Here is a 25990-nt window from a genome sequence, read left to right as displayed (position 1 = left end):
CGGCGCGGCCGGCGCCCGGGCGGGCGCCCGCCGCCGCCGGGCGGGCGCGCCGGGGGGGGGGGGGGGGGGGGGCGCCCCCCCCCCCTAAGCGGGGCCGCGGGCTGGGAACTCCCGCCGGTGGTTGCACCCGCCCACCCCCCTCCCCGGCCCTCCCCCCCAAGGGGGGAGGGAGAAAGAGTTGACTCCTGCGACCGCTTCGGGAATGCGATCAGCCGCTCCAGAATCAGGAACGCCCCGTGCCACACGCCCCACACCAGGAACGTCCAGTTCGCCCCGTGCCACAGGCCGCACAGCACGAACACGATCAGCAGGTTCCGGTACGTCGCGACGGAGCTGCCGCGGTTGCCGCCGAGCGGGACGTACACGTAGTCGCGGAACCAGCTCGACAGGCTGACGTGCCACCGCCGCCAGAAGTCGGTGACGCTCGCCGCCGCGTACGGGTGGCGGAAGTTCTCAGCGAACTCGAACCCGAATATCTTCCCGAGGCCGATGGCCATGTCCGAGTAGCCGGAGAAGTCGAAGTAGATTTGCAGCGAGTACGCGAGCATCCCCACCCACGCCGCGGACATCGCGAGGTCCGCCGGCGGCAGCCGGAACGCCTGGTCCGCGACGACGGCCAGCGTGTCCGCGAGCAGCACCTTCTTCGCCAGGCCGGTCGTGAACCGCCGCACGCCGTCGGCGAACCGGTCGAGCGTGTGGTCGCGGGTCGCCAGGCTTGCCGCGAGGTCGGCGTACCGGACGATCGGCCCGGCGATGAGGTGCGGGAACAGGAACACGTACAGCCCGAACCGCAGGAAGCTCCGCTCCGCCGGCACGTCGCGGCGATAAACGTCCACGGCGTAGCTGATCGCCTGGAACGTGAAGAACGACACGCCGATCGGCAGATGGACGACCGGCGGCGTCAGCCCGACGATGCCGGCGAGGAACCCGGCGTACTTCAGCCACAGCAGCAGCGCGAGGTTGGCGAAGACCGTGACGGCGAGCCACAACTTGCGGCCCGAGGAGTGTTCGATCCGCTTCGCGAGGGCGAAGTTGACGACGAGCGAGCCGAACAGGACGGCGACGAATTCCTTCTCGCCCCAGGCGTAGAAGAACAGGCTCGCCCCGAAGAGGAACCCGTTGCGAATCCCGATCCGCGCCGCCGGGACGAGGTAGTACGCGGCCAGCACGGTCGGCAGGAATAGGTACAGGAACGTCTGGGCGTGGAAGTACACCGTCGGCCTCCGTGCCGGGGACGGCGAAGTCTAAGAGGGCGTGAGGCCCGACCGCAAGGCGGAGTTGCCCACGGCCTGCCAACTTGACAGGCTCCGCCGCCACCGCCGCCACCGCCACGGGTGGCCCCCCGTGGCGGAATCGCCACCTGGGTTGACGCGACCGGTATAATATAAACTTGTTCACTATCAAGAATCGCCTTTCCCGCCCGGCTGCCGTCCGCGATACTGGCGGCATGATCCTCGGGTACAACACGAACGGGTTCGCCCACCACCGGCTGAGCGACGCGCTCGAAATCATCGCCGAGCTGGGCTACCGCGGCGTCGCCTTTACACCCGACGTGAACCACGCCGACCCTACGTCCGACGATTACCTGCGGCAATCTGCGACGCTTAGTGACACCTGTGAGCGGCACGGATTGCGGTCGATCATCGAGACGGGTTCACGCTTCACGCTCGATACGCGGAAGAAACACCAACCCACACTGATTTCTGCCGACCCCGCTGACCGGCGCAAGCGGGCCGATTTCCTTAGTCGGCATGTCGTACTCGCCTCTCGAGAGTTACTCCACAATCGTGGCGGGTTAGGAATCATTTCCTTCTGGTCCGGCGCAGCAACGGACACGGCATCGTCGGGCGAGCGGATGAAACGGCTGGTGGACGGATGCCGACTGCTGGCCGACTACGCCGCCGACCGCGACGTCCGCCTCGCGTTCGAGCCGGAGCCGGGGATGTTCATCGACACGATGGACACGTTCGCCGAGCTGCACGCGAAGGTCAACCACCCGCACTTCGGCCTCACGCTCGACATCGGCCACCTCGTCTGCCAGAACGAGCTGCCCGTCGGCAAGCACATCGAAGCCTGGAAGCACTGCCTGTGGAACGTCCATGTCGAGGACATGCGGGCCGGCGTCCACGACCACCTCCTGTTCGGCGAGGGGGAGGTGAACTTCATCGACGTGTTCGCGGCCCTGAAGGCGATCGACTACAAGGGGATGGTGTCGGTCGAGCTGAGCCGCCACAGCTACGACGCGGTAAACACGGCCCGCAAGGCGAAGGAGTTTCTCGACCGGTACGTGTGACCGTTCGGGGCGGCCGCGGAAATTCTGCTCTAAGATTGAGGAGGTCCGCCCGCCCGAACCGGTCGAGAGGTTCCCTCCGATGCCCGTCTCGATTCAGTGCCCGAACCCGGCGTGCGCGAAGGTGTCGCTCGCCCCGGACGGGTTCGCCGGGCGGTCGGTGCGGTGCAAGGTGTGCGGGCGGGCGTTCGTCGCCGGCCCGACGCAGGACGGCGGGCCGGCGGACACCCCGCCGGGCGGCCCGGCCGACGACCCGTTCCCGAAGCTGCCGGCCGCGTTCGGCCGGTACCGCATCCTCCGGCGGCTCGGCCGCGGCGGCATGGGGGCCGTCTACCTCGCCGAGGACACCGCCCTGCACCGGCGGGTGGCGCTGAAGATTCCCACGTTCGCGGCCGACGTGTCCCCGAAGCGGGTCGAGCGGTTCCTCCGGGAGGCGCAGGCCGCCGCCGGGCTGGCCCACCCGAACGTCTGCACCGTGTTCGACGTGGGCCGGCAGAACGGGCGGCCGTTCATCACGATGGCGTTCATCGACGGGAAGCCGCTGGACGCCGAGATCGACCCGGACCGGCCGATGCCGGAGCGGCGGGCGGCCGACCTCGCCCGGACCGTCGCCCGCGCGCTGCAGGCGGCGCACGACAAGGGGATCGTCCACCGCGACCTGAAGCCCGGCAACGTGATGGTGACGCCGGCCGGCGAGCCGGTGGTGATGGACTTCGGGCTGGCCAAGCGGGTGGCCGACCCCGAGGCCGACGCGCAGGAGGCGAAGCTGACGCACGCCGGGGCGGTCCTCGGCACGCCGAGCTACATGGCCCCGGAGCAGGTCCGCGGGGAGGTGGACAAGATCGGCCCGGCCGCGGACGTGTACGCCCTGGGCGTGGTGCTGTTCGAGTTGCTCACCGGCCGCGTCCCGTACCGCGGGGCGGTCGGCATGGTGATGGGGCAAATCCTGACCGCCCCGGTGCCGCCGGTGGCCGAGTTCCGCCCGGACGCCGACCCGCGGCTGGCCGCGATCTGCCGGCGGGCGATGGCGAAGGAGACGGGCGACCGGTTCCCGTCGATGACGGCGTTCGCGGCCGCCCTGGACGAGTACCTCCGGCCGGCCGACCAGACCGCCCCGACCGTCACCGCGGTCTGGTCGGACGTGGTCTCGGAGGACCCGCCGGCCCGGTCGCGGTCCCGGTCCGGCCGGTCGTGGCCGCTGGTCGCGGGCGGGCTGGTGGCGGTGGCGGCCGGGGTCGCGGCCGTGTTCCTGCTGGCCGACCGGCGGCCGAAGCCCGAGCCGGGCGGCCCGGTCGCCGCCGTCGAGGTCGAGCGGCCGACGGACCCGCCGCCGGCCGCGGCCGACCCGCCCGCGGCCGCCCCGGTCGTCGCGCCGCCGGCCGAGGCGGTCCGGCCCGCCCTGCCGCAGCTCCCGGACCTGACCGGGGTGAAGCCGCTATTCGCCTACGACTTCCGCGACCCGAAAACGACGATCGACGGGAAGCCGGTCCGGCTCGACGGCGGCGCGTTCCTCCTGCGGCACGCCGGGGCGAACAACTGGTCCGCCGTGCCGGGGACGTTCGGCCGCGTGCCCGACCAGTTCGTCGTGGCGCTGAAGTTCCGGTTCGTGGACCCGGACGGCGGGGCGCTGCACTGGCACTTCGACGCCCGCACGCCGGCCAAGACCCGGACGGCGTTCAAGTTCACCCCCAACGGCCCGTTCGTCCAGCAGTCGCCGAACGATAGCGTTTCGATCGTCGGCGGGCGGCACTTCAGCATCGCCGCGGCCAACCCGCGGGGGCAGTTCGACGAGTACACGGTCGTCGTCCGCGGGCGGCGGGCGGAAGTCCACCTGAACGGGACGGCCGCCGGCCTGCCGTTCGACCTGCCCGCGGTCGTCGGCCCGGCGGACACGGCGTTCGAGTTGTGGCGGAACAAGGAGGACAAGCCGCCGGTCGTGGAGTTCGCGTCGCTAACCGCGTGGCCGCTGCCGGGGGCCGTCGCGCTCCCGCCGGCCGACCCGCCGCCGCCGGCCGACCCGCAGGCGGCCGCCCTCGCCGCGCTGAAGGCGGACCCGAACGACCCGGCCGCCAACTTCGCCCGCGGCAAGCACCTCGCCCTGACCGACTACCGGTGGGACCTGGCCCTCGCGTACCTGGAGAAGGCCGACGCCGCCGGGTGGAAGGCGGCGGCCGCGGCCGAGAAGGCGGTCGGCCCGCTCCCCGGCCCGCTCCGGGCGGCCGGCGACGCCTGGTGGGCGGTGGCCGACGGCCTCGCCGGCCGCGACCAGTTCGGCGTCCGCCGGCACGCCGCCGACCTGTACCTGAAGGCCCTCCCGACCACGGGGGGGACCGACAAGGAGCCGAAGCTCGACCGCGTCCGGCTGATCTACGGCCCGCCGGACGTGGGCAAGGTGAAGCCGGTCCTCGACCTCGACTTCCGCAAGCCGGCGGACGCGGCGAAGGTCGGCCGGAAGCTGGACGCGGGGGCGACGGCGGCACCCGACCGCGGCGGGCTGAAGGTGACCGTGCCGGCCGAGTCGCTGGCCGGCAGCCCGGCCCTCGGCCAGTTGCCGAAGGACTTCGTCCTCGAGCTCGTCGGCCGGCCGACCGCGGCGAACCCGAACACGGCGACGTACATTCAGTACCTCGGGGTGCGGTGCGTCGCGCCGGACCTGTCGTGCTTCGCCGTCCGCGCCTCCGGGCCGCCGCGGGCCAACGTGCGGGAGTTGGTGACACTCGGCGAGTACGAGCGGGCGGCCCTCCGGCATAACGCGAAGGCCCACCGCACCTACCGCATCCCGCACGTCCGCCGGACGCCGGCCGCGGCCGACGCCGTCACCGTGGTCGTCAAGGACGGGTGGGCGGAGTGCTACCTCAACGGCGTCCTGGTCCGGTGGACCGGTATCGGCGGCTTCAACGACTGGGAGCGGCAGCCGCCGGCGGTCCGGCTCGCGCGGCCGGCCGAGTCCTACGCGGTCGAGTTGCTGTTCGACAACTACCTGACGGTGACGGGGGAGTTCGCGGTCGAGTCGTTGAAGGCGTGGCCGGCGGACGGGGTGAAGTCGTTCACCGAGCGGGCCGCCGAGGGGGACCGCTGAGGCCCGGCCGGCTCGCCCAGGGCGGCCAGCAGCTCGGCCACGCCGGCCGCCCGCTTCACCGCGTCGAACCGGGCGAACGTGCCGTGGGCGGCCGCCATCCGCAGCCACTGCTTCACCCGCTTCACCGCCCCCGCGTCCGCCCCGGCCGGCGTCCACGCGAGTAGCCGCCGCACCTCGGCCGGCCAGTCGATCGCCGCGACCCGCGGGGGCGCGATCAGCCCCAGCTCGGCCGCCACCCCCGCCGCCAGCCGCGGGTCGGCCACCGCCCCGCGGCCGAGCATGAAGTGCCGGCAGCCCGTCTCGTCGCGGCAGCGGCGGAAGTCCGCGACCGTCCGGATGTCGCCGTTCGCCACCACCGGGACGTTCAGTTGTTCGCGGACCCGGCCGACGAGCGGCCAGTACACGGGCGGGGCGTACCCCTGCGTCCGCGTCCGGGCGTGGACGGTGACCCACGCCGCCCCGCCCGCGGCCGCCATTTCCGCGTTCTCGAAGATTGCGTCCACCCGGTCCCACCCGAGCCGCAACTTCGCCGACACCGGCACGCCGGCCGGCACGGCCGCCCGGACGGCCGCGACGATGTCCCGGATCCGCCGCGGGTAGCGGAGCAGCGTGGCCCCGCCGTCGTGCCGGTTGACGGTCGGGGCCGGGCAGCCGAAGTTCAGGTCGATGGCCGCCGCCCCGGCGGCGGCGGCGACGCCGGCCGATTCGGCCAACAGGCCGGGGTCGCCGCCGAGCAGCTGGACCTGGACGGGCAGGCCGGTCGGGGTCCGGCCACCGGCGCGGAGTTCCGGGACGTGGCGGAGCAGGACGCCGCGGGGGAGTGGGACCTGGGCGACGCGGAGGAACTCGGACACGGCGAACGTGAACGCCCCGCCGGCCCCCTGGACGGCCCGCATCGGGGCGTCGGTGACCCCCTCCATCGGGGCGAGGACCAGGGCGGGGGCGTCGGGCCGGAGCATCGGGTTATTCTAAGCGCCAGGAGATACAACTGGAACTGATCCCCCGGACGCGGTTCGACGGCGCGAAGGCGTGGCGAGCGACCCGTCAGAACAGCTCGTGGATCGGGTCCGGGTCGTCGAGCACCGGCGTCGGGCGGCCGGTCGGGTCGATGAGGTGCAGCTTCGGGTCGATGCCCAACACCTGGTAGATCGTCGCGTGGACGTTCGACGGCGTCACGGCCCGCGTGTGCGGCTCCGTGCCGAGCTTGTTCGTCGAGCCGACGACGCGGCCGCCCTTCACGCCGCCGCCGCCCATGAGGCAGAACATCGCGTTCCCCCAGTGGTCGCGGCCGGGCGTGCCCATGCTCATCGGCGCGCCGCCGTTGCCGCCGTCGTTCATCTTCGGCGTCCGGCTGAACTCGCCGCACAGCACCACGAGCGTCGTGTCCAGCAGCCCGCGGTCGGCCAGGTCCTCGAACAGCGTCGCCGTCAGCGCGTCCACCTTCGGCAGGTAGTCCTCGTACCCCTTCTTCAGGTCCCAGTGGTGGTCCCACCCGCCGAGGTGGACGGTCACGAACGTCGAGCCGGCCTCCACCAGCCGGCGGGCGAGGAGCGTCGATTGGCCCCACCCGTTGCGGCCGTACCGGTCGCGGAGCTTCGGGTCCTCGCGGCCGAGGTCGAACGCCTTGCGGGCCGTCGCGCCGGTGACGAAGTCGAACGCCTCGCGGGAGAACCGGTCCATCGCGCCGGACTCGGCGGCCGGGGCGAGCTGCCGCTTCGCCGCGTCGAACCGGGACGAGAGCGAGCGCCGGTCTTCGAGCTTGTCGAGCGTCAGGCCGTTCGCGAGGTTCAGGTTCTGGACCTGGAAGCCGGGGGCGTTCGGGTCGCCGCCGGTCGGGAACGGGTTGTTCTGCGGGCCGAGGGTGTTGCCGCCGAAGTAGCCGGGGTTGAGGCCGATGCTCGCGGCGTAAGGCACGGCGACGTAGCCGGGCATCCCCGGCCGCCGCGGGCCGAGTTCGCGGTTGACGATCGCGCCGATGCCAGGGAACTTCTGCCCGGTGTTCGCCCCGCTGACGCCCAGGTCCTTCGCGGTCAGCATCCGGTGGCCGCCGGCGAAGTGGTCGCCGGTGTCGTGGTGGAGCGACCGGACCATCGAGAACTTGTCGGTCAGCTGCGCCTGCTTGGGGAAGAGTTCGGTGATGTCGAAGCCGGGGACGCGGGTGCGGATCGGCTTCCAGAGGCCGCGGTACTCGGCCGGGGCGTCCGGCTTCATGTCGTACATGTCCATGTGGCCCGGCCCGCCGTCGAGCCAGATGAGGATCACGGACGTCTTCTTGCTGGTCGGGGACGCGTCCTTCGCGGCGAGCAGTTGCGGCAGCCCGACGCCGGCCATGCCGGCGATGCCGAGGGACAGGAAGCTGCGGCGGTCCAGGCCGTCGCAGTAGCGGCCGGTGCGGCCGAGGTCGAGGCGGAACATGGCAGGCTCCGGGACGTGAAGGCGGGGCGGGACGGCGGGGCGGTCGCCGGGTGGGGGTGGACCTTGAGCATCGCAAACCGGCCGGGCCGTGTCAAGCGGCCACAAAGTAGTAGGCACACTCCGTGTGCCGTCTGCTGTCAGTTGCGGTAAGTACATCCGGGTCGCTGCGGCCGACCATAGTAGTAGGCACACTCCGTGTGCCGTCTGTTGTCGGTCGCAGCGACTCGGGCGAACTCGCCGGGTGCATGAACGAGACGGCACACGGAGTGTGCCTACTACTATGACCGCCAGCGGATGACGAACTCCCGGTCGGACCGCGGCTCCAGCGTGAACTCGCGGACGTGGTGGTTCTCCAACTGGTCGAGCACGTCCGTCGCCTCGTCCAGCGTTTCGACGGCGCACTGCCGCCACTCGTCCGGCGGGGCGGGCGGCAGCGGGGCGTGCGTGTCGGTTAGCGCGTCATGCGGTTCCGTGTCGGACATGGCCGTCCTCCGTGGGCCGGGAACCTCGTCGCCGCGTCGATGTGCGTCACGGGGGACAATCAAGTAGCGGGCCGTCATCCTAGTGAGCCGGCGTCAGGTCGTCGCGGCCTCGGCCTCGATCTGCTCGACCTTCTCGATCTTGCGCTGCATGAGCGCCGCCAGGTTGGCCGGACTCAGCGACCGCGGGAACGGCGTCGGCGCGTCGGCCGCCACCCGCGGCGGCGGCTCGGCCGGCATCCGCGTCCGCAGCGACCGGACTTCCTCCAGCAGCATCGCCCGCTGCCGCTCCAGGTCGGCCTCCCGCTGCTCCAGTTCGGACTGCAGCGTCTTCTCCATCTCGTCGAGTTCGGCCATCCGCTTCTGCATCGCCAGCTCGGCCCGGCCGACCTCGATCAGCCGGCGGTCGAGCGTCGTCTGCTTCGCCTTCATCTCGGCCCGGATCGTCTCGGCCTCGGTCTTGCGGAGTTCGAGCTGCTGCACCGCCGGCCGCAGCTCCGCGACCAACGCCGAGAGCGTCGCCGCTTCTTCTTCCAGTTGGTTCCGGCGGGACTCGAGTTCTTGCAGTTTCTCCTCGCGCTCGGAGAACCCGGCGGACAGTTTCTCGACCTGCTCCTGCCGCGCCGCGGCGGCGGCCTTGCTCTTCTCCAGCTCCACCTCCTTGCGGGCGAGGTCGCCCTGCCGGGCGTCGAGGTTCGCGGCCAGGCGGCTGAGGTCCATCGACCGGTTGATGCACGACGCCTCGTGCTGCGACTCGGCCAGCGCGTTCTCCTTGCGGACCCGCTCCAGCCGGGCGAGTTCCTTGTCCACGTACCCCTGGAACCGCACCTTCTCCGCCTCGAACCACCCGGCCATGCCGGCCGCGTCCTCGGGCTTCGGCTTGACGGCCGGCGGCGCGTACTTTTGCGGCGGGGCGGCGACGCTCACCGGCGTGACCGGGGCGGCCGTCGCGAGGTTCGGGGCGACCGGCATCGGCTCGACCCACACGCCGAGGTCCGGCAGCGCCGCCGGCGGCGGCGGGGCCTCGGACGGTTCGACGATGAACGTGGTCTGGCAGATGGGGCAGGTGGCGTTCTGGTGTAGTGCCTGGTCGGGGACGAACCCGCTCGCGCTACACTTCGGGCAGGTGATCGAGATCGGCATTGGCAGCCTCGCCGGGACGGATTCCTAAGGAACGGCCGAAAAGTCGCGCTGGGGGCGCTTTTGGGAACTTAGCACCGTTTCGTGCCGAACGTGGGCGGGCCGGCTGCGGTGGGGGCTGAAATTGTACGGGGATTATTCCCTCCGACGAAATACTAAGCGAGGCGGTGAAAAGGAAGGGGCGAATCCGCTCGAACTCACGGACGCGGGCGGCGACGAGATGGGATCGTTGAGTTGCGACCCGAGATGAGGTGGGGATCGCGGACGCGGCGGGAGGACGGCCCCGACTTCCGCAGTCCGGCTTCGACTTCGGAAGTCGATCCCCCGCAGCGGCGTTCACACAAACCCGTCGGCGCTGGTTCCGCTCGACTTCCGAAGTCGAAGCCGGACTGCGGAAGTCGAGGCCCAGGCCCACACGCCACATCGGCCCCGGTTCTGCTCTTACAACCGGCCGGAAACTCCGCCCACGTTCCCCGGCCCGCCCTTGTCTCGCTCTAACGGCCGGTTTATGATCCAGGTGGGGAACGAGTTCGTACATCGGTTCATTCTCCGCCCATCTCGCGGCCCTCTCCAAGAATCGGGCGAGCGATCGCGCGTTCTTCGCCGCGTTAACCGCCAAGTGACTCCGAAGAGGACCACCCCCGTGCAACCCGGCACCCGTCCGTTCCGTTCCCGCAAGTCGGACCCGAACTTGAACGTCGCCGACCCCGACGCCGCCAACCAATCCATCGTGGACACCCCCCGGCCGCCGACGGACCCGTACCCGGTCAACCCGGACATCCTGCTCCGCGACGAGCTGGCCCGCGTGTCGTTCCTGGTGCGGGCGTTCCTGCTGCGGTACGCCCCGCGGCCGGTCGCGGAGCCGTCCGGCTCCCGGCCGCTGCCGGCCGCGTGCGAGGCCGTGCTGAACGACCCGTTCCGGTGGATCGACCCGCAGGCCGACCCCGACTCCGCCGGCCACTCCGCGTACCTGATGGAAGCCGCCCGGCTCGAACAGCAGATCATCCAACGCCTCCGCCGCACGCGGGAAGAGGTCCGGTTCAAGCTCCCGGTCTGGGAACTGGTCCGGCGGTTCGGCCTCGTCCCGAACCTGCAGGCCGTCGTCCCGCCGTACTCGACGGACGTGCCCCGCGACGGGCTGGAGGAAGCGCCGGCCCCGGTCCGCGACACGGTCGCCCTGGACGTGCTGCTCCTGTCCCTGCTCATCGCCCGGCTGCCGACGTACCGGGCGGCAATCGCGGCCGTCGCCCCGGAACTGAACGGGGCGACGCTGACGGTCGAGATCGCCCTCCGCATCCTCCAGCCGAACGTGCCGCCGGCCGAGTACCGGTGGCAGGAGTTCAGCCCGACCGGGCCGCTCGTCGGCAACCAGCTCATCACCCTCACGCCGACCGCCGGCCTGGGGCAGGAGTCCGTTCAGATCGACTTCCGCGTCGCGCAGTTCCTCGGCGGCAAAGAGCCGTCGCCGGACCCGGTCCTCGGCGAGGCGGCGGCGTTCGTCCACAAGTGGCGGGGGTGGGACAGCGTCCGCCTCGACCCGCCGGTCGTCGAGCAACTCCAGCGGCTCTCCGCGTGGTGGTGGCAGGACCGCGAGGGCGTGCCGCTCGTCGCGCTCTTGCAGGGGCCGTGGGGCGCGCCGTTCCTGGAGGTGGCGCAGGCGCTCCTGACCCGCGAGTCCCGGACGGCGAGCGGGACGACGAAGGTGGCGTGGCCGGTCCTCGTCGTCGATGCCACGGCCGGGCTGCGGTCCCCGGACTGGGCCGAGTTCGTCCGCCGCGTCTACCGCGAGGCGACGTTCCGCCAGGCCGTCGTCCTCTGGACGCACGCCGAGTGCCTGCTGACGGACAACGCGGCCGACGGCAAGTGGCACGAACTCATCCGCCGGGCCGAGCAGGCGTCCACGTCCACGTTCCTCGCCAGCCAGATCGGGTGGGACCCGACCGGGTTGTTCCGGCTGCCGCAACGGTACTTCGTTCGCGTGGACCTGCCGATCCCGTCCCCACAAATCCGCCGCGGCATCTGGAAGAGCCGGCTGGCCCGCGAGCAAAACGGCCTCGCCTCGGACGCCGGGCCGGCCGAGCAGGCGGCGCTCGACCTGCTGGAGACGTTCGAGTTCACGCAAGGCGAGATCGAGGACGCCATCGCGACGGCCCGCGGGCTGGCGCTGGTCGCCGCGGACGTGCCGGCCGAGCACCGGGCGGCGCAGTCGGCCGACCACCTGGCGGAAGCCTGTCGGCGGCAGGCGGCCCGGCGGTCGGTGTCGTTCGCCCAGCGGATCCCGCCGCGGCTGACGGCCGACGACCGGGCGGTCGAGCCGAAGGAAGTCCTCCGCCGCCGGGTCGTCCTCCCGGTCGCCCAGGCGCACCAACTCGGCGAGCTGTTCGACAAGATCAGCCACCTGAACCACGTCTACCACGACCTCGGGTTCGAGCAGCGGATGGCGCTCGGCCGCGGCATCGTGGCGCTGTTCACCGGGTCGCCGGGGACGGGGAAGACGCTGGCCGCGACGACGCTGGCGAAGTTGCTCCAGAAGGACCTGTACAAGGTGGACGCGTCGGCCGTGGCGAGCCGGCACGTCGGCGAGACGGAGAAGAACCTCGGCCGCGTGTTCGCCGACGTGCAGGGGGCGAACGCCATCCTGTTCTTCGACGAGGCCGACGCGCTGTTCGGCAAGCGGGGCGAGGTCGTGCAGGCCTCCGACCGGTGGGCGAACCTGCAGATCAGCTATTTGCTTCAACGCATCGAGGAGTACAGCGGCACGGTCATCCTGGCGACGAACTACCGGGAGAACATCGACCCGGCGTTCTTCCGCCGGATGCAGGTGCTGATCGACTTCCCGCGGCCGGACCCGGCCGGCCGGCTGAGCATCCTGGAGGGGCTGTTCGCCGGGATCAAGCTGTCGATCGCGGACGTGGCCGGCCGGGTGGCGGAGACGCCGGACGCGGTCCGGGCCGTCCTGAAGCCGGTCGCGGACCGGTTCGAGCTGTCCGGCGGCAACCTGAAGAACGTGGTGGTGGACGCGGCGTTCCGGGCGGTGGCGAACACGACGACCGGCCCGACGGTGACGATCCGCGAGCTGCTCCTCGGCGTCGCGCGGGAGACGCAGAAGGAGGGCAAGCCGCTGTCCGTGGTGACGTTCGGCAAGGAGTGGTACGGGTTCGTGGAAAAGGAGCTTCGGCTGGGCCGCGCGTAAGGCGAGCGTCGGGGCGTAAGCCCGACGTGGCTTCCCAGGTTCAGTACGTCCATTTACCAGTAATCGCCATTCCCCGGCCGTGCAGCCACGTCGGGCTTACGCCCCGACGCTCGCCTTGACCGTCACGCCCCGTCATAAGCTCGTTGCAAGTCCGCGATCACCAGTTTCTTCATCCCCAGGAGCGCCGCCATCATCCGCTGCGCCTTCGCCGGCGGGCCGGCCATCAGGTCCGCCACCACGGTCGGGACGACCTGCCACGACACGCCGTACTGGTCCTTCAGCCACCCGCACTGCTGCGCCGCCGGGTCGCCGCCGGCGGACAACTTCTCCCAATAGTGGTCCACCTCCGCCTGCGTCGCGCAGCTCACCTGGAACGACACGGCCTCGCTGAACTTGAACTGCGGCCCGCCGTTGAGCGCCGTGAACGGCTGCCCGTCCAGCTCGAACGCGACGACCATCGCCGTCCCCGGCGTCTTGCCGTGGAACTCCCGGCCGGCCTCGGTGTACCGCGACACGTTGGTGATTTTGGACCGCGGGAAGACGGCCGTGTAGAACGCGGCGGCGGCCTCGCCCTGCTCGTCGAACCACAGGCACGGGGTAATTCTCGTCACGACGGCCATGAGTTTCTCCTGGAAGGGGCGACACCGGTACGTCGTCCGGGGGCGGACAGAATCGACAGCAAAATCGGGACCGCGGGCCGACTGCCAGTCTGACAGGCCCCACCGCCACCGCCGCCACCGCCACGGGTGGCCCCCGTGGCGGAATCGCCACCTGGGTTGACGCGACCGGTATAATGTAAATTCGTACACAAATTTCGAGGCAGCCGCATTCTCGTTGTCGGCGGGGCGACTTCGGTTAGACTCGTCTCGGATGCTCGACCTCACGCGATTGCTCGAAGCCGCCCACGCCGGCGACGCCCGCGCGGCCGCCGCGATCCTGCCGCTCGTCTACGCCGAACTCCGCACGCTCGCCGCCGCAAAACTCGCACACGAGAAGCCGGGCCACACGCTCGACGCCACCGCCCTCGTCCACGAGGCGTACCTGCGGCTCGGCGGCGACCGGCCGTTCGCCGGCCGCGGGCACTTCTTCGCCGCCGCCGCCGAGGCCATGCGGCGGGTCCTCGTGGACCACGCCCGCGGCCGCGGCCGCCAGAAGCGGGGCGGCGACCGGCGGCGGGTCGATCTCCCCGACATCCCCGGCCGGGCCGACGCCGACCCGGACCCGCTCCTCGACCTGGACGACGCCCTCGTCCGCCTGACGGCCGAGGACCCGGCGGCGGCGGCCGTGGCGGAGTTGCACCTCTTCGCCGGGCTGCCGATCGACGACGCGGCGGCCGCCCTGGGCGTGTCCCGCGCCACCGCCTACCGCAACTGGACCTACGCCCGCGCCTGGCTGCAAGACGCCCTCGGCGGGAATTCGTGAGACGAATCCCCGCCGAACGTCGCATGGGAAGGGTGACCCCGGAGGACTCGCCGTGCCAGCCGACCCCGCCGCCGTGAAGTCGATCTTCCTCGCCGCCGTCGCCCTCGCCGACCCGCCCGCCCGCGCCGCGCTGGTGAAGGACCGGTGCGGGGCCGACGCCGAGTTGCTCCGCCGGGTCGAGGCCCTGCTCGCCGCCCACGACCGGGCCGCGGACGAGGGCCGGACCGCGTCCGCCGCCGCGCCCCCGAACCCGACGGCCGACTACCCCGGCCGCGACGAGACGGTCGGCGCGGTCCTCGGCGGGAAGTACAAGCTCGTCGAGGCGATCGGCGAGGGCGGCATGGGCAGCGTCTACATGGCACAGCAAACCGAGCCGGTGAAGCGGGCCGTCGCGGTGAAGGTCGTCAAGGCCGGCATGGACACAAAGGCCGTCCTCGCCCGGTTCGAGGCCGAGCGGCAGGCCCTCGCCCTGATGGACCACCCGAACATCGCCCGCGTTCTCGACGCCGGCAGCACCGCCGGCGGCCGCCCGTTCTTCGTCATGGAACTCGTCAAGGGCGTGCCGATCACGCAGTTCTGCGACGACCGGAAGCTCACCCCGCGGCAGCGGCTCGAACTGTTCGTCCCGGTCTGCCACGCCCTCCAGCACGCCCACCAGAAGGGCGTCATCCACCGCGACGTGAAGCCGTCGAACGTGCTGGTGGCGCTGTACGACGACCGCCCGGTGCCGAAGGTCATCGACTTCGGCGTGGCGAAGGCGGCCGGGCAAACGCTGACGGACAAGACGCTGATGACCGGGTTCGGCGCGGTCGCCGGCACGCCGGAGTACATGTCGCCGGAGCAGGCGAGCCTGAACAACCTGGACATCGACACGCGGAGCGACGTGTACTCGCTCGGCGTGCTGCTGTACGAGCTGCTGACCGGCAGCACGCCGGTGGACCGCAAGTCGCTCGGCCGGGCGGCGCTGCTGGAGGTGTTGCGGATCGTCCGCGAGGTGGAGGCCCCGCGGCCGAGCGCGAAGCTGAGCACGAGCGACGCGCTGCCGAGCGTGGCCGCGAACCGCGGGACGGAGCCGGCGAAGCTGTCGAAGCTGATGAGGGGCGAACTCGACTGGCTGGTGTTGAAGGCGCTGGAGAAGGACCGCGCCCGGCGGTACGAGAGTGCGAACGGGCTGGCCCGCGACGTCCAGCGGTACCTGGCGGACGAGATCGTCGAGGCCCGCCCGCCGAGCGCCGGCTACCGGGTGCGAAAGTTCGTCCGCCGGCACAAGACTCAGGTGCTGGCCGCGGGCCTGGTGCTGGCGGCGCTGCTGGCCGGCATCGCCGGCACAACGGTCGGGCTGATCCGGGCCACCCGGGCGGCCGAGGCGGAGCGGCTGGCCAAGCTGGACGCCGAGGAGCAGAGGGCGAACGCCGAGCGAGCGGCCGGGCGGGAGACCGCCGAGCGGACGAAGGCGGAGGCGGCCCGCGAGCAAGAGGCCCTCCAGCGGAAGTTAGCCCAGACCAACGAGGCCGAGGCGAACGCGGTCGAGCGGTTCTTGAGAGATAACGTGTTCGCGCTCGCCGAGCCGAAAGGGCAGCGCGGCAGGCCGGGCAAGGACGTGACGTTGCGGGACGCCATCGTGGCTAGCGTGCCGGCCCTGGAGACGGAGTTCCAGGACCAGCCGCTGGTCGAGGCCCGGCTGCGGCGGACGCTCGCCGGCACGTTCAAGTACCTCGGCGAGTTCGAGTCGGCCCGCGAACAGGACGAGCGGGCGCTGGCGATTCACAAGCGGGTGCTGGGCCCGGACCACCCGCACACGCTCTCGAGCATGAACAACCTGGTCGTCAGCTACGCCATCCTGAAGCGCCACGCCGACGCCCTCAAGCTCGGTGAGGAGGCGCTGGCGGCCCAGAGGCGGGTGCTGCCCCCGGACCACCCGGACACGCTCCGGAGCATGAACAACCTGGCCAACAGCTACGCCGCCCTGAAGCGCCACGCCGACGCCCTCAAGCTCCGCGAGTAGACGCTGGCCACCCGCAAGCGGGTGCTGCCCCCGGACCACCCGGACACGCTCCGGAGCATGCACAGCCTGGCCGCATCCCTGATCCGCCTCGACCGCGGCGGCGAGGCGGTCCGGTTGCTGGACGAACTCATCGCCAAGGCCCGCACCACCCCCGCCGTGGACCCCTGGCTCGTCCCAGGGGCCTTCGCCCTTCGCGCGAGGCACTTCCAGAAGGTCGGCGACCCGGCCGGCTGCCGGACGACGGCCGAGATGTGGGAGCAGCTGGACCGAACGGACGCCGGGAGCTTGTACGACGCCGGCTGCTTCCGGGCGGTCGCGGCGGCGGTGCGGGCGAAGGCCGGCGGGGCTGACGCCGGGCGGCTGGCGACGGCGGACGCCGACCGGGCGATGGCCTGGCTGGCGAGGGCCGTCGCCGCCGGCTGGCGGGACCGCGGCCACATGGAGACGGACGCCGACCTCGCCGCCCTCCGCGGCCGGGCCGACTTCCGGGCGCTGGTCGCCACCCTCCGCGAGCAGGCCCCGCCGCCGCGGGAGCAGAAGTGACCGCCGCGAGTGCCGAGCGGTCGTGTACCATACCACCGGAGGATTGTGACATGCCCCTTCGCGACCATTTCCACCCGCCCGTCAGCCGCCAGGTTTCCTGGGAGGAAATCCACGGCCAGTGGCCGGCTCGAATCGTGATGCAATTGAAGGAGCAGTTGCCGCCCGGCTTCGTGTCAGGGCCGAAAGTGCATTCCGGTGCTCGAGTCGAAGTTGACATCGCCACCTACGAACGGGACGACGTGGCAACGGGCTTCGGGCACGCCGAAGCCGGCGGCGGGGTGGCCACCGCCGCCTGGACGGTGGCGGAGCCGAGCGTGGCCGTCGAAACGGACATCCCCGACGACGACGAGTACGAGGTCCGCATCTACGACGCCGAACGCGAGCGGACGCTCGTGGCGGTGATCGAACTCGTCAGCCCGGCCAACAAGGACCGCGTGGAGCGGCGGAACCGGTTCGTCGGCAAGTGCGCGGCCCTGCTCCGCCAGGGGGTGGCGGTCAGCATCGTCGATGTGGTGACGACCCGACAGTTCAACCTGTACGCCGAACTGATGGCCTTTCTGGGGCAGACCGACCCGACGCTGAACGGCGCGCCGGCGGCGACCTATGCCGCGTCGTGCCGCTGGGTGTTGGGCGAACGGCGTGGAAAACTCGAAACGTGGTCGCACGTGCTGGCCGTGGGCCGGCCGTTGCCGACATTGCCGCTGTGGCTGTCGCCGAAGAAGGTGGTGCCGCTCGACTTGGAACAGAGTTACGAAAAGGCCTGCGACGATTTGAGCGTCCGATGAGTTCGATCCCGGCCCGGTGGCTCACGGGCCTTCGACCGGCTCGTGGTGTAGAATGGCCGCCGGAGGATCATGTCATGCCGTTACGCGACCACTTCCGGCCCCCGGTGAGCAAACGCGCTTCGTGGGAAATGCTCCACGGCATGTGGCCCGCGGCGATCGTCCAGCAACTTCGCACAACGCTCCCGCCGGGGTTCACGGCCGGCCCGCGCGTCCATCTCGGGACCTTCTACGAGATCGACGTTTCGGCCTACGAAACGGACGACGGACCCCGGCCCCCGAACGGGACCGCCGACGCGGGTGACGGCGGGGTGGCCGTCGCCTCGTGGACGGCGACCGAGCCGAGCGTGGCCGTCGAGGTCGATCCCGACGAGGAGTACGAGTACGCCGTCCACGTGTACGACGCCGAGCGGGAACAGACGCTGGTGGCGGCCGTCGAGATCGTCAGCCCGGCGAACAAGGACCGGCCGGAGAAGCGGAACAGCTTCGTCGCCAAGTGCGCGGCCCTGCTGAAGGCCGGGGTGTCGGTGTGCGTGGTGGACCTGGTCACGGTGCGGCACTTCAACTTGTACACCGAGATGATGGCGTTCATCGGCCGGGGGCACGACGACCCCATGAGCCGGAACCCGCCGGCGGCCTACGCCGCCGCGTGCCGGTGGGGGCCGCGCGGCGGCAAGACGCGGTTGGAAACGTGGTCCCACGCCATGACCGTCGGGCAGCCCCTGCCGACCGTCCCGCTGTGGTTGAGTGCCGACATCGTCGTCCCGCTCGATCTGGAAGCGAGCTACGAACGGGCCTGCCACGATCTGTGGATTACGTGAATCACCTCTCCGAAAGCTTCGACCGGCCGATCGAGCTGTACGCCGCCCATAGGGGCGGAAGTGTCCGTCATGCGATCCGCAGCAGCCGGCACACCTCCTGGTAGCTCGGTTCGAGCGGCAGTTGGATGGGGAGGTCCGGGCCGAGCCAGATCGGAATGGTCGGCAGAGACTGGCCGACGGCCAAGGGGAAGCACCACAGGTCGAGGACCGGCCGCCGCTTCTTCGGCTTCCGGCCGAGGAGGGTGACGGCGTACACGGGGGCCGGCGGGTCGCCCAGGCGGGGGTCGGTCTGGCCGAACCGGGCGAGCAACTCGGCGTACAGGTTGGCCTGGTGGGTCGTGACGATGTCCACGATCGAGACGCACACCCGCTGCCGGAGCAGCGCATCGACCTTGCCGATGAAGTTCGCCCGCGTTTCGGGGCGGTCCTTGTTCGCCGGGCTGACCAGCTCGATGGCGGCCACCAGCGTTCGTTCCCGGTCGGCGTCGTACACCCGGATTTCGTACTCGTCCAGCTCGGACAAGTCGGCCGGCACGGTGAGCGGCGGGGCGGGGGCGGTGAGGGTGGCGGTGCCGCCGTCGCGGTCCGGGGCGTGCGGTCGGCGGTCGTCGTCCTCGATCATCGACACGTCCACCTCGAACGGCGACCCGTGATGGATCTTCGGCTCGGCCACGAACCCGGGCGGCAGGAGGTCGAACAGCGTGCGGACGATTTCCCCCGGCCACTGACCGTGGACGGCGTCCCAACGGTGTTTGTCGTTCACCGGCGAGCGGAAATGGTCGCGCAGCGGCATGGGTAACTCCTCTTCCACGATTGTATCCGAAGACCGAACGCGGCCCCGCTCGCCTAAGTCGCCGCCCGCGGCTACCGCATCAGCCACGGGACGATCAGCCCCGCGGCGACGGCCGCGGCTCCCGCGGCCATCAGCCACCGGGATGGCGGGTCCGTCGTCCGCGTCTCGCGGGTAACCGGGAACGGCAACTCGCCGGCCCAGAACGGGTGCGGCACGAACCGCCACGACGACGCGGACGGCAGGCTGAACTGGTACACCCGGCCGCCGTGCCAGACCATCAGCGTCAGGCCGGGGCCGAGTTCCGCCCGCACGGTCACCACCGCCGCCCGCTCGAACTCGGCGTACGGCAGCGACCAGTCGCCGCACGTCAGCCGGTCCGGGCCGAGGGCCAGCTCCCCCCGGCGGGCGAACATCCAGTTGAACGACGACCGCACGCGGTCGCCCTCGCGGTACGTGGCCTTCGTCCGCGTGCGGAAGACAACGTCGTCCATTGGCCGGCCCCCGCCGAAGTGATGATGAGTTGTACTTCGGCCCGGCGGGCGATGCCATTTTAACAAAGAAACCGGGGGCGGGCCGCGCGGCCCGCCCCCGGTTCGGTTTCAGTACCGAGTACACAGTACCCGGCGTCACTCGGCGTCGGCCGCTTCCGCGACCAACTCCTCGCGGGCGATGCCCTTCTTCTTCAGCTTCGTGTGCAGCGTGTCCCGCGACATGCCGAGGATTTGCGCCGCCCGGCTCACGTTCCCGTTCGTCTGCTTCAGCGCCTTGCGGATCGCCCACGTCTCCAGGTCGTCGATCGCCAGGCTCGCCGGCATCTCGCCGGTGTGCGACGGGAGCGCCTCGGAGATCGGCGTCACCGCCAGGTCGCCGGCGTCGATCGTGTCCCCCTCGCACATGACGGCCGCGCTCTCCAGCACCGCCCGCAGCTGCCGGACGTTGCCGGGCCACGTGTACGCCTGCAACTTGCGGATCGCGGCCGGCTTCAGGTGGAACGTCCGGCGGCACTGCACGCTCAGCCGCTCCAGGAAGAACCCGGCCAGCTCCGGGATGTCCTCCGCGTGGTCCCGCAGCGGCGGGACCTTCAGCGGGATGACCTTCAACCGGAACACGAGGTCCTGGCGGAACTTGTTCGCCTTCACTTCCTTGTCCAGGTCGCGGTGCGTCGCCGCCACCACCCGCACGTCCACCTTCACGTCCTTCGTCCCGCCGACGGGCCGGAACGGCTTGCCCTCGATGACGCGGAGCAGCTTCGCCTGACACTCGAGTGACAGTTCGCCGACTTCGTCGAGGAACAGCGTGCCCTCGTCGGCCTGCTCGAACAGGCCGGGGTGGTCGCGGTCGGCCCCGCTGAACGCCCCCTTGCGGTAGCCGAACAGCTCCGCTTCGAGGAGCGTCGGGGCGATGGCGGCGCAGTTGACGACGACCAGCGGCCCGGCGGCGCGGGCGCTCTGCCGGTGCAGCGCCTGCGCGACGAGTTCCTTGCCGGACCCGCTCTCGCCGTGGATGAGCACGGTGAACGGCAGCGGCGACGCCTTCGCGATCTGCTGCCGCAGCGTCATCATCGCGTTGCTGTCGCCGATGAGTTCGTCCGCGGTCGGGACGGCGGCGCGGAGGCGGTTGTTCTCGGCCTCGAGCTTCCGGCGGTGGCGGTGGAGTTCGAGCGACTTGCCGAGGTACCCGGCGACGGCCTCGATGAACCGCACGTCCCGGTCGGCGAACCCGCTGCCGGTCCGGTAGACATGGACGGCGGCGTACAGGTCGCCCCGCGCCGCCAGCGGCAGGCAGAGCGCGTCCTGGTACGCGAACAGGCTCTCGGTCGGCGGCCGCGGCGACTCGTTCTTCGTCGGGTCGTTGAACAGCCAGACCGTCTTCCGCTCGTTCCGCACCCGCTCCGTCAAGCGGCGGCTGAGCTGCACGTCCACGGCGGCCGTGTCCGGCTGGATGAACTTCGGCGTCGGGTCGTTCGGGTCGAGGTTCAGGTAGCCGGCCACCTTCGCCGTCGTCTGGTGGACGATGACGCGGAGGGCCAGCCGGATGAGTTCGTTCGCGTCCTTCGTGTCCACGGCCGCGGTCATGAACCGGGTGAGGGCGGTCAGCTCGTCCACCTTCAACTGGCTGGCGGCCACGTCCGCGTCGCTCGGCCGGTCGAGGAACCGGTCGGTGGCGTACCCGCCGGTCTTCGTGACGTTGACCGGCTCCGGCGGCGGCGTCCGGCGGTCCGGGGTGACCTTCGCCTTCTGCGGGATGGTGTTCGCCAGCTCGCCGGTCCGCACCGTCAGCGGCGGCGGGGTGACGGCCGTACCGGCCGTGCCGGCCAGCGTGTTGAACCGGACGACGGCGTCGCCGATCTGGATGACGAACCCGTCGTTGAGTTCGGTCGCCCCGCTGACCTTGTTGCCGTTGACCTTCGTGCCGTTGAGGCCGAAGTCGCGGACGACCCACCGGCCGTCCTCGAAGTAGACCTTCGCGTGCAGCCGGGAGGCGAGGTCGTCCTTGATGACGACGGTACTGTCCCGGCTGCGGCCGAGGGTGGCCGGCTGGCCGGGGGCCAGCTCGAACGTCGCCGGGGCTCCGTCACCCGTTTCCACGCACAACCGTGCTCGCATGTCGTCCTCGCGATAAATCGTCGGCTCTCGAAGGCTCGTGGGCGGCGGCTCACAGTATTGTTGAAACTTCCGTAGCATAGCACGTAGGCACGACCGACACGAATTCGGCGACTCGGTTCCGCTCCGGGAATGGATTTTCGCCCGCGGCGGAACACGACCCGCGCCCGCAACCTTTCGACGAGTGAACCCATGCAAACGATTCTGGAAGGCAAGGCCTACGTCCTGGGCGACAACATCGACACGGACCAGATCATCCCGGCCGAGTACCTAACGTACAACCCGGCGATCCCGGCCGAGTACAAGATGTTCGGCAAGTTCGCGCTGGCCGGCGTGCCGCAGGACGGCCGCGGGCTGCCGAAGGGCCACGTCCCGTTCCACGGCCCGGCGGACGAGTTCGTGTCGCCGTACCGGATCGTTGTAGGCGGAAAGAACTTCGGGTGCGGCTCCAGCCGGGAGCACGCGCCGATCGCGCTGGCGGCGGCGGGGATTCAGTGCGTGATCGCGGAGTTCTACGCGCGGATTTTCTACCGCAACTGCGTGAACGGGGCGTACCTGATCCCGGTCGAGTGCCCGTCGCGGCTGATCGACACCGTGTGTACGGGCGACGAACTGCGGGTGGATTTGGCGACGGGCGAGCTGCGGAACAAGACGACGGGCGACTCGTGGAAGCTGAACGGCCTGGGCGAGGTGGCCCCGATCATCGAGGCCGGCGGCGTGTTCGCGTACGCGAAGCAGGTGGGCATGCTGAAGGCGTGATTGCGAACGCCTGGTCAGTAGCCGGGGAGCGGGTAAGTAAGTAAGAGCCGGTCGGCTACGACCTCGTTTTCGAGCGTCCGCCCGGCCATCTGGAACCGCCGAAGCATCGACCGCCCGCAGTTGACCAGGGCTTCCGTCTCGAACAGACCGGGCGGTATCGGGACGTTACAAATCTTGTCTCCGGACCGCTTCGTCCCGTCGATCGAGAGGGCGACAAAGACGCCCCGCGCCTTGCACCGGTCGATGGCGTCGAACAGCTTCGCCAAGCTGAACGACTGCGCCCCGTACAGGATGGCCTGCGTATCGACGTAAGGCGGGTCGCAGTAGACCAGATCACCTCGCTTCGCCGTTGCCATGACCTCGGCGTAGTCGGCGTGGTCGAAGCGGGCGTTCCGACACCGCACCCGCCACTCGTCAACCCGCCGGGCGAACGAGGCCGGCTCGATCGGGACGTGGACGCCGCACGGCGTTGACATGTACCCGTCCCTCTTGCGGAACCGGACCACGCCGCCGTAGCAGGACCGGCACAGGTAAACCAAGTCGGTGCCGTTGGGCCGCGCGTTGTACGCCGCCTTCACCGCTTCGTAGACCGCCTCCTTCGGTTCGCGGCGGGTGCGGTCCCAGCGGTCCGCGTACCACCGCTTCAACTCGTCCGGGCGGTCCGTTAGGGCCTGCCAGATTTCCGCCAGCGGCTTGAATGCGTCGGACCCGACGGCCGCGGCCGGGGCGAGCGTGGCGAGCACCGCCCCGCTGCCGAGGAATGGCTCGTAATAAGTCTCGAACTGGGCGGGGAAGTAGGACACGATCTCGTGCGCGAACCGCTGCTTGTTCCCGATCCATTTGAGGAGTTGGGCCTTGAAGGGGGCGACTTCCCGGCGTTGGACGGCATGAAAGAGGGACGGTTGCATAATGACCTTTTGTTCAATTCGCACACCTTAGCGTCCCGGACATTGTATCCGAATTTGGGATGCAAAATCAAGTTTGGTCGAGTGTGGTCATGGAGAAGAGCATCTTCACCCCGGCCCAGGACGCCTTGCAACTCGTCCTCCGTCAACTCCGGATGGGGGCCGGCCTTCGGCAAGAAGACCTGGCCCGGTTGCTCGGCGAGCCGCAGTCGTTCGTTTCCAAGTACGAATCGGGCGAGCGACGGCTCGACTTGATCGAGCTCCGGCACATTTGCGGCGCGGTCGGGATCACGCTCCTAGACCTGGTGACCCGTTTCGAGGAACAACTCCGCACATGCAGCCCAACAAATCGTTCGTCGGCCTCCCCAAGTCGTTCTGGGCGAACGTCCGCACGATCGGGCAAGAGGTCGGGTACACCGAACGGCCGCGGCGACAGGTCGGCGTAACCGGGCAGGCCGGGCCGATCAAAATTCCCACGGCCGCCGAAGTCCGAGCCGCGCTTCAGGCCATCAACTTGAGCACGGCCCACCTGGTCGGCGGGGGTGATAGGCCCACCGACCTGGGCCGGCAGGTGTTCGACTACTTCGCCTACCGCGCGGATGTCTTGAATCGGGTCGTCGAGCCGTTGTTGATGAACGCGGAGCAAGCCCGAACGATGTACGAACACGTCCGGGGGAAGGTCAAGCGGGCCGTCGTCGTGCCGATGAACAAGCAGAGCGGGGAGATGAAGAAGCCGGCGTACTTCACCGGGATCATCAACATGTTGATCGAGGAGAATCTGAAGGGGCTGCCGTGCAACTACAATCCGCAAGAACTGACGACCGTGACGCGGAACCGCGAGCCGTTCCGAACGCTGGCCCGGCGGATCGACGGGGCGTTTCCGGGGCCGGTCGATCCGCTCGCGGTGTGGGAGGTCAAGGAGTACTACTACACGACGACGTTCGGCAGCCGGGTGGCGGACGGCGTGTACGAAACGCTGCTCGACGGGATGGAGTTGGAAGAACTGGACGCCGCCCTCCGCGGAGTCGCAAAACATGACGACCGGCCCGAGCACATCCAACACCTGTTGATGGTGGACGCCCACTACACGTGGTGGGTCAAAGGGCGCTCCTACCTGTGTCGGATCATCGACATGCTGCACATGGGCTACGTGGACGAGGTTCTGTTCGGGCGGGAGGTCGCGACTCGCCTGCCGCCCATTGTGAAGGGCTGGGTCGCGGAATACAAGGCGCGGAAGGGGATGAGGAACGCCTGATCCGCTACTTCACACGTCCCGCCGCGCGAACACGGCGAGGCCGACGGCCGCGCCGGAGGTCGCCAGCACCGCCGCGGCCAGCACGAACTGCGTCACGTCGGCCGTCGGGATGCCGCCGCGGAGGACGTTCCGCAGGCCGTCCATCAGCCACTTCAGGTTCGGGTAGTCGCTCGGCAGCCGCGACAGCGCCACCATGCCGCCGAAGATCACGATCCAGAACACGGTAATGCCCAGCACCGTGCCGCTGGACATCGCGCCGATCGCCACGCCCCACGACACGACCACGGCCAGCACCGCGGCCAGCATCACGATGCCGTAGACGCCGCCCCAGAACGTCAGGTTCACGCCGCTGCCGTTCGTCGCCGCCGTGAACAGGACCGAGTACGCGAGCAGCACCGCCGTCGCGACGGACACGAACGTCGCCAGCACGACCACGAGCCGGGCGTGCCACTTTGCCAGGAAGTACTGGTGGCGGCTGATCCCGCGGCTGAGCACGGAGTCGGCGATCGTGCCGCGCTCCGAGCTGATGCTGCTGACCGCGAGCAGCGAGATGAGCGACAGGCTGCCGATGGCGAGTGCGCGGAGGAGGTCGTCGGTCTGCACGGCGACGGACTGGTACTCGCCGGCGTTGGCGGCCCCGAGCTTGTACAGGACGTACCCGACGGCCGCGAGGCCCATCATGATGAGCCACAGTCGGTAGACCCAACTGCGGAGCGTCTGCCCGAGGTCGGTTTGGAGGACCGCCCAGTACGGCAGAACCCGGTTGAACCGGAACGGGATCGCGGGTGCGGCGTCCATGCGAGGCTCCGACAAAGTAGTAGGCACACTCCGTGTGCCGTTTCCTTCACGGTCGCGGCGAGTTCTCGGAAGTCGCTGCGGCCGACAGCAGACGGCACACGGAGTGTGCCTACTACTATGCTTGCATCGACTTCAGCCACGCGTCCATGCGGGCCTGCATCTCGGCCGGGGTCAGCGTTTCCTTCCGCGTCGCGACCGTCCACTTGTGGCCGAACGGGTCCACCACCGTGCCGGTCCGGTCGCCGTAGAACTGGTCCGCGACCGGCTTCTCGACCGTCGCCCCGGCCGCGACCGCCCGCGCGAACGCGGCGTCGCAGTCGGCCACGTAGAGGCAGAACCCGGTCGGCGTGCCGCCGAGCGCCGTCGGCCCCTTGTTGCCCCAGTCCGGGTTCTCGTCCGCGAGCATCAGGACCGTGTCGCCGATCTTGAACTCGGCGTGCGCGACGACCGGCCCCATCGTCAGCCGGAAGACTTCCTCCGCGCCGAACGCCTTCGCGTAGAACGCGAGGGCGGCGGTGGCGTCCTTGACCGTGAGGTACGTCGTGACCGCGTGGTAGCCGGCGGGGATGGACATCATCTTTCTCCGGGGCGAGCGTCGGGGCGTCAGCCCGACGTGGCTCTTGGGACTCTCCGAGACTGTTTCGGTTCCAGGCGATCCGCTCAACCACGTCGGGCTGACGCCCCGACGCTCGCCTCAGGCCGCGTCCG

General features: G+C 70.4%; 22 protein-coding genes and 1 pseudogene. 11 read left to right on the top strand and 12 right to left on the bottom strand.

Annotation, left to right across the window (positions count from 1 at the left end; all coding sequences use genetic code 11):
• Positions 1-1214 (bottom strand): MBOAT family O-acyltransferase (locus AC5JJ2_RS05740; protein ID WP_495857009.1); only part of this gene is annotated, 1214 nt, incomplete at its 3' end.
• 233 nt (positions 1215-1447) lie between these two features.
• On the opposite strand from AC5JJ2_RS05740, the gene AC5JJ2_RS05735 reads away from it, so the two are divergent.
• Entirely contained in the window at positions 1448-2293 is an 846-nt protein-coding gene (locus tag AC5JJ2_RS05735) for a sugar phosphate isomerase/epimerase family protein (protein ID WP_495857008.1), read from the top strand.
• Between the two features lie 79 nt (positions 2294-2372).
• The gene (locus tag AC5JJ2_RS05730; RefSeq protein ID WP_495857007.1) at positions 2373-5369 is read left to right on the top strand and encodes a serine/threonine-protein kinase; all 2997 of its coding nucleotides are present in this window, start codon (positions 2373-2375) and stop codon (positions 5367-5369) included.
• Here AC5JJ2_RS05730 and AC5JJ2_RS05725 read toward each other — a convergent pair.
• The 4 genes from AC5JJ2_RS05725 to AC5JJ2_RS05710 form a co-directional block, all read right to left on the bottom strand.
• On the bottom strand, positions 5267-6328 hold the full coding sequence (locus AC5JJ2_RS05725) for a tRNA dihydrouridine synthase (protein ID WP_495857006.1): 1062 nt from the start codon (positions 6326-6328) through the stop codon (positions 5267-5269). The genes AC5JJ2_RS05730 and AC5JJ2_RS05725 overlap by 103 nt on opposite strands.
• An 85-nt stretch (positions 6329-6413) precedes the next feature.
• Positions 6414-7784 carry a DUF1501 domain-containing protein gene (locus AC5JJ2_RS05720; protein WP_495857005.1) on the bottom strand — a complete coding sequence of 457 codons (1371 nt, stop codon included), beginning with the start codon at positions 7782-7784 and terminating at the stop codon, positions 6414-6416.
• Between the two features lie 278 nt (positions 7785-8062).
• The gene (locus tag AC5JJ2_RS05715) at positions 8063-8266 is read right to left on the bottom strand and encodes a hypothetical protein (RefSeq protein WP_495857004.1); all 204 of its coding nucleotides are present in this window, start codon (positions 8264-8266) and stop codon (positions 8063-8065) included.
• A 93-nt stretch (positions 8267-8359) separates the two neighbouring features.
• Positions 8360-9406, bottom strand: coding sequence for a zinc ribbon domain-containing protein (locus AC5JJ2_RS05710; RefSeq protein ID WP_495857003.1), 1047 nt, complete (start codon positions 9404-9406; stop codon positions 8360-8362).
• A gap of 688 nt (positions 9407-10094) precedes the next feature.
• On the opposite strand from AC5JJ2_RS05710, the gene AC5JJ2_RS05705 reads away from it, so the two are divergent.
• Positions 10095-12596: an ATP-binding protein gene (locus AC5JJ2_RS05705; protein WP_495857002.1), complete on the top strand. Its 2502-nt coding sequence runs from the start codon at positions 10095-10097 to the stop codon at positions 12594-12596.
• A gap of 122 nt (positions 12597-12718) precedes the next feature.
• Here AC5JJ2_RS05705 and AC5JJ2_RS05700 read toward each other — a convergent pair whose 3' ends face one another.
• Entirely contained in the window at positions 12719-13216 is a 498-nt protein-coding gene (locus AC5JJ2_RS05700; RefSeq protein WP_495857001.1) for a VOC family protein, read from the bottom strand.
• A 250-nt stretch (positions 13217-13466) separates the two neighbouring features.
• Here AC5JJ2_RS05700 and AC5JJ2_RS05695 point away from each other — a divergent pair, with 250 nt between their 5' ends.
• The 5 genes and pseudogenes from AC5JJ2_RS05695 to AC5JJ2_RS05675 all read left to right on the top strand — a co-directional run bounded on the left by AC5JJ2_RS05695 (position 13467) and on the right by AC5JJ2_RS05675 (position 18169).
• Positions 13467-14018, top strand: coding sequence for an ECF-type sigma factor (locus AC5JJ2_RS05695; protein ID WP_495857000.1), 552 nt, complete (start codon positions 13467-13469; stop codon positions 14016-14018).
• Positions 14019-14358: 340 nt separating this feature from the next.
• A pseudogene (locus AC5JJ2_RS05690) lies at positions 14359-16158 on the top strand (serine/threonine-protein kinase); the annotation flags it as partial.
• Between the two features lie 114 nt (positions 16159-16272).
• Entirely contained in the window at positions 16273-16566 is a 294-nt protein-coding gene (locus AC5JJ2_RS05685; RefSeq protein ID WP_495857024.1) for a TPR end-of-group domain-containing protein, read from the top strand.
• Between the two features lie 50 nt (positions 16567-16616).
• Positions 16617-17351 carry a DUF4058 family protein gene (locus AC5JJ2_RS05680; protein ID WP_495856999.1) on the top strand — a complete coding sequence of 245 codons (735 nt, stop codon included), beginning with the start codon at positions 16617-16619 and terminating at the stop codon, positions 17349-17351.
• 74 nt (positions 17352-17425) lie between these two features.
• A complete protein-coding gene (locus AC5JJ2_RS05675; RefSeq protein ID WP_495856998.1) occupies positions 17426-18169 on the top strand; it encodes a DUF4058 family protein in 744 nt (247 codons plus the stop codon).
• Positions 18170-18236: 67 nt separating this feature from the next.
• Here the strand turns inward: AC5JJ2_RS05675 and AC5JJ2_RS05670 are convergent, their stop codons facing one another.
• The 3 genes from AC5JJ2_RS05670 to AC5JJ2_RS05660 form a co-directional block, all read right to left on the bottom strand.
• Positions 18237-18962, bottom strand: a complete 726-nt coding sequence (locus AC5JJ2_RS05670) for a DUF4058 family protein (protein ID WP_495856997.1) — start codon at positions 18960-18962, stop codon at positions 18237-18239.
• A gap of 71 nt (positions 18963-19033) precedes the next feature.
• On the bottom strand, positions 19034-19453 hold the full coding sequence (locus tag AC5JJ2_RS05665) for a hypothetical protein (protein ID WP_495856996.1): 420 nt from the start codon (positions 19451-19453) through the stop codon (positions 19034-19036).
• Between the two features lie 135 nt (positions 19454-19588).
• Positions 19589-21568, bottom strand: coding sequence for a sigma 54-interacting transcriptional regulator (locus tag AC5JJ2_RS05660; protein WP_495856995.1), 1980 nt, complete (start codon positions 21566-21568; stop codon positions 19589-19591).
• 189 nt (positions 21569-21757) lie between these two features.
• Here AC5JJ2_RS05660 and AC5JJ2_RS05655 point away from each other — a divergent pair, with 189 nt between their 5' ends.
• Positions 21758-22324: a LeuD/DmdB family oxidoreductase small subunit gene (locus AC5JJ2_RS05655; protein WP_495856994.1), complete on the top strand. Its 567-nt coding sequence runs from the start codon at positions 21758-21760 to the stop codon at positions 22322-22324.
• A gap of 14 nt (positions 22325-22338) precedes the next feature.
• Here the strand turns inward: AC5JJ2_RS05655 and AC5JJ2_RS05650 are convergent, their stop codons facing one another.
• Positions 22339-23232 (bottom strand): DNA adenine methylase, encoded by an 894-nt coding sequence (locus AC5JJ2_RS05650; RefSeq protein ID WP_495856993.1) that lies wholly within the window; start codon positions 23230-23232, stop codon positions 22339-22341.
• Between the two features lie 59 nt (positions 23233-23291).
• On the opposite strand from AC5JJ2_RS05650, the gene AC5JJ2_RS05645 reads away from it, so the two are divergent.
• Together AC5JJ2_RS05645 and AC5JJ2_RS05640 are read left to right on the top strand one after the other, a co-directional pair.
• The gene (locus AC5JJ2_RS05645; RefSeq protein ID WP_495856992.1) at positions 23292-23675 is read left to right on the top strand and encodes a helix-turn-helix domain-containing protein; all 384 of its coding nucleotides are present in this window, start codon (positions 23292-23294) and stop codon (positions 23673-23675) included.
• Positions 23564-24484 carry a DUF7687 domain-containing protein gene (locus tag AC5JJ2_RS05640; RefSeq protein ID WP_495856991.1) on the top strand — a complete coding sequence of 307 codons (921 nt, stop codon included), beginning with the start codon at positions 23564-23566 and terminating at the stop codon, positions 24482-24484. The genes AC5JJ2_RS05645 and AC5JJ2_RS05640 overlap by 112 nt, the downstream gene beginning before the upstream one ends.
• Positions 24485-24493: 9 nt before the next feature.
• Here the strand turns inward: AC5JJ2_RS05640 and AC5JJ2_RS05635 are convergent, their stop codons facing one another.
• Together AC5JJ2_RS05635 and AC5JJ2_RS05630 are read right to left on the bottom strand one after the other, a co-directional pair.
• A complete protein-coding gene (locus tag AC5JJ2_RS05635; RefSeq protein WP_495856990.1) occupies positions 24494-25282 on the bottom strand; it encodes a DUF2705 family protein in 789 nt (262 codons plus the stop codon).
• Between the two features lie 115 nt (positions 25283-25397).
• Positions 25398-25856, bottom strand: a complete 459-nt coding sequence (locus AC5JJ2_RS05630) for a VOC family protein (protein WP_495856989.1) — start codon at positions 25854-25856, stop codon at positions 25398-25400.
• Positions 25857-25990: the final 134 nt, after the last annotated feature.

The sequence above is a fragment of the Limnoglobus sp. genome (assembly GCF_059499385.1).
This window is presented reverse-complemented; position numbering and strand designations above follow the sequence as displayed.

What these genes read in the sequence shown, in the direction of transcription:
- AC5JJ2_RS05735 (WP_495857008.1), top strand. Translation starts at nt 1,448, where the DNA reads ATGATCCTCGGGTACAACACGAACGGGTTCGCCCACCACCGGCTGAGC.
- AC5JJ2_RS05730 (WP_495857007.1), top strand. Translation starts at nt 2,373, where the DNA reads ATGCCCGTCTCGATTCAGTGCCCGAACCCGGCGTGCGCGAAGGTGTCG.
- AC5JJ2_RS05725 (WP_495857006.1), bottom strand. Translation starts at nt 6,328, where the DNA reads ATGCTCCGGCCCGACGCCCCCGCCCTGGTCCTCGCCCCGATGGAGGGG.
- AC5JJ2_RS05720 (WP_495857005.1), bottom strand. Translation starts at nt 7,784, where the DNA reads ATGTTCCGCCTCGACCTCGGCCGCACCGGCCGCTACTGCGACGGCCTG.
- AC5JJ2_RS05715 (WP_495857004.1), bottom strand. Translation starts at nt 8,266, where the DNA reads ATGTCCGACACGGAACCGCATGACGCGCTAACCGACACGCACGCCCCG.
- AC5JJ2_RS05710 (WP_495857003.1), bottom strand. Translation starts at nt 9,406, where the DNA reads ATGCCGATCTCGATCACCTGCCCGAAGTGTAGCGCGAGCGGGTTCGTC.
- AC5JJ2_RS05700 (WP_495857001.1), bottom strand. Translation starts at nt 13,216, where the DNA reads ATGGCCGTCGTGACGAGAATTACCCCGTGCCTGTGGTTCGACGAGCAG.
- AC5JJ2_RS05695 (WP_495857000.1), top strand. Translation starts at nt 13,467, where the DNA reads ATGCTCGACCTCACGCGATTGCTCGAAGCCGCCCACGCCGGCGACGCC.
- AC5JJ2_RS05685 (WP_495857024.1), top strand. Translation starts at nt 16,273, where the DNA reads ATGTGGGAGCAGCTGGACCGAACGGACGCCGGGAGCTTGTACGACGCC.
- AC5JJ2_RS05680 (WP_495856999.1), top strand. Translation starts at nt 16,617, where the DNA reads ATGCCCCTTCGCGACCATTTCCACCCGCCCGTCAGCCGCCAGGTTTCC.
- AC5JJ2_RS05675 (WP_495856998.1), top strand. Translation starts at nt 17,426, where the DNA reads ATGCCGTTACGCGACCACTTCCGGCCCCCGGTGAGCAAACGCGCTTCG.
- AC5JJ2_RS05670 (WP_495856997.1), bottom strand. Translation starts at nt 18,962, where the DNA reads ATGCCGCTGCGCGACCATTTCCGCTCGCCGGTGAACGACAAACACCGT.
- AC5JJ2_RS05665 (WP_495856996.1), bottom strand. Translation starts at nt 19,453, where the DNA reads ATGGACGACGTTGTCTTCCGCACGCGGACGAAGGCCACGTACCGCGAG.
- AC5JJ2_RS05660 (WP_495856995.1), bottom strand. Translation starts at nt 21,568, where the DNA reads ATGCGAGCACGGTTGTGCGTGGAAACGGGTGACGGAGCCCCGGCGACG.
- AC5JJ2_RS05655 (WP_495856994.1), top strand. Translation starts at nt 21,758, where the DNA reads ATGCAAACGATTCTGGAAGGCAAGGCCTACGTCCTGGGCGACAACATC.
- AC5JJ2_RS05650 (WP_495856993.1), bottom strand. Translation starts at nt 23,232, where the DNA reads ATGCAACCGTCCCTCTTTCATGCCGTCCAACGCCGGGAAGTCGCCCCC.
- AC5JJ2_RS05645 (WP_495856992.1), top strand. Translation starts at nt 23,292, where the DNA reads ATGCAAAATCAAGTTTGGTCGAGTGTGGTCATGGAGAAGAGCATCTTC.
- AC5JJ2_RS05640 (WP_495856991.1), top strand. Translation starts at nt 23,564, where the DNA reads ATGCAGCCCAACAAATCGTTCGTCGGCCTCCCCAAGTCGTTCTGGGCG.
- AC5JJ2_RS05635 (WP_495856990.1), bottom strand. Translation starts at nt 25,282, where the DNA reads ATGGACGCCGCACCCGCGATCCCGTTCCGGTTCAACCGGGTTCTGCCG.
- AC5JJ2_RS05630 (WP_495856989.1), bottom strand. Translation starts at nt 25,856, where the DNA reads ATGTCCATCCCCGCCGGCTACCACGCGGTCACGACGTACCTCACGGTC.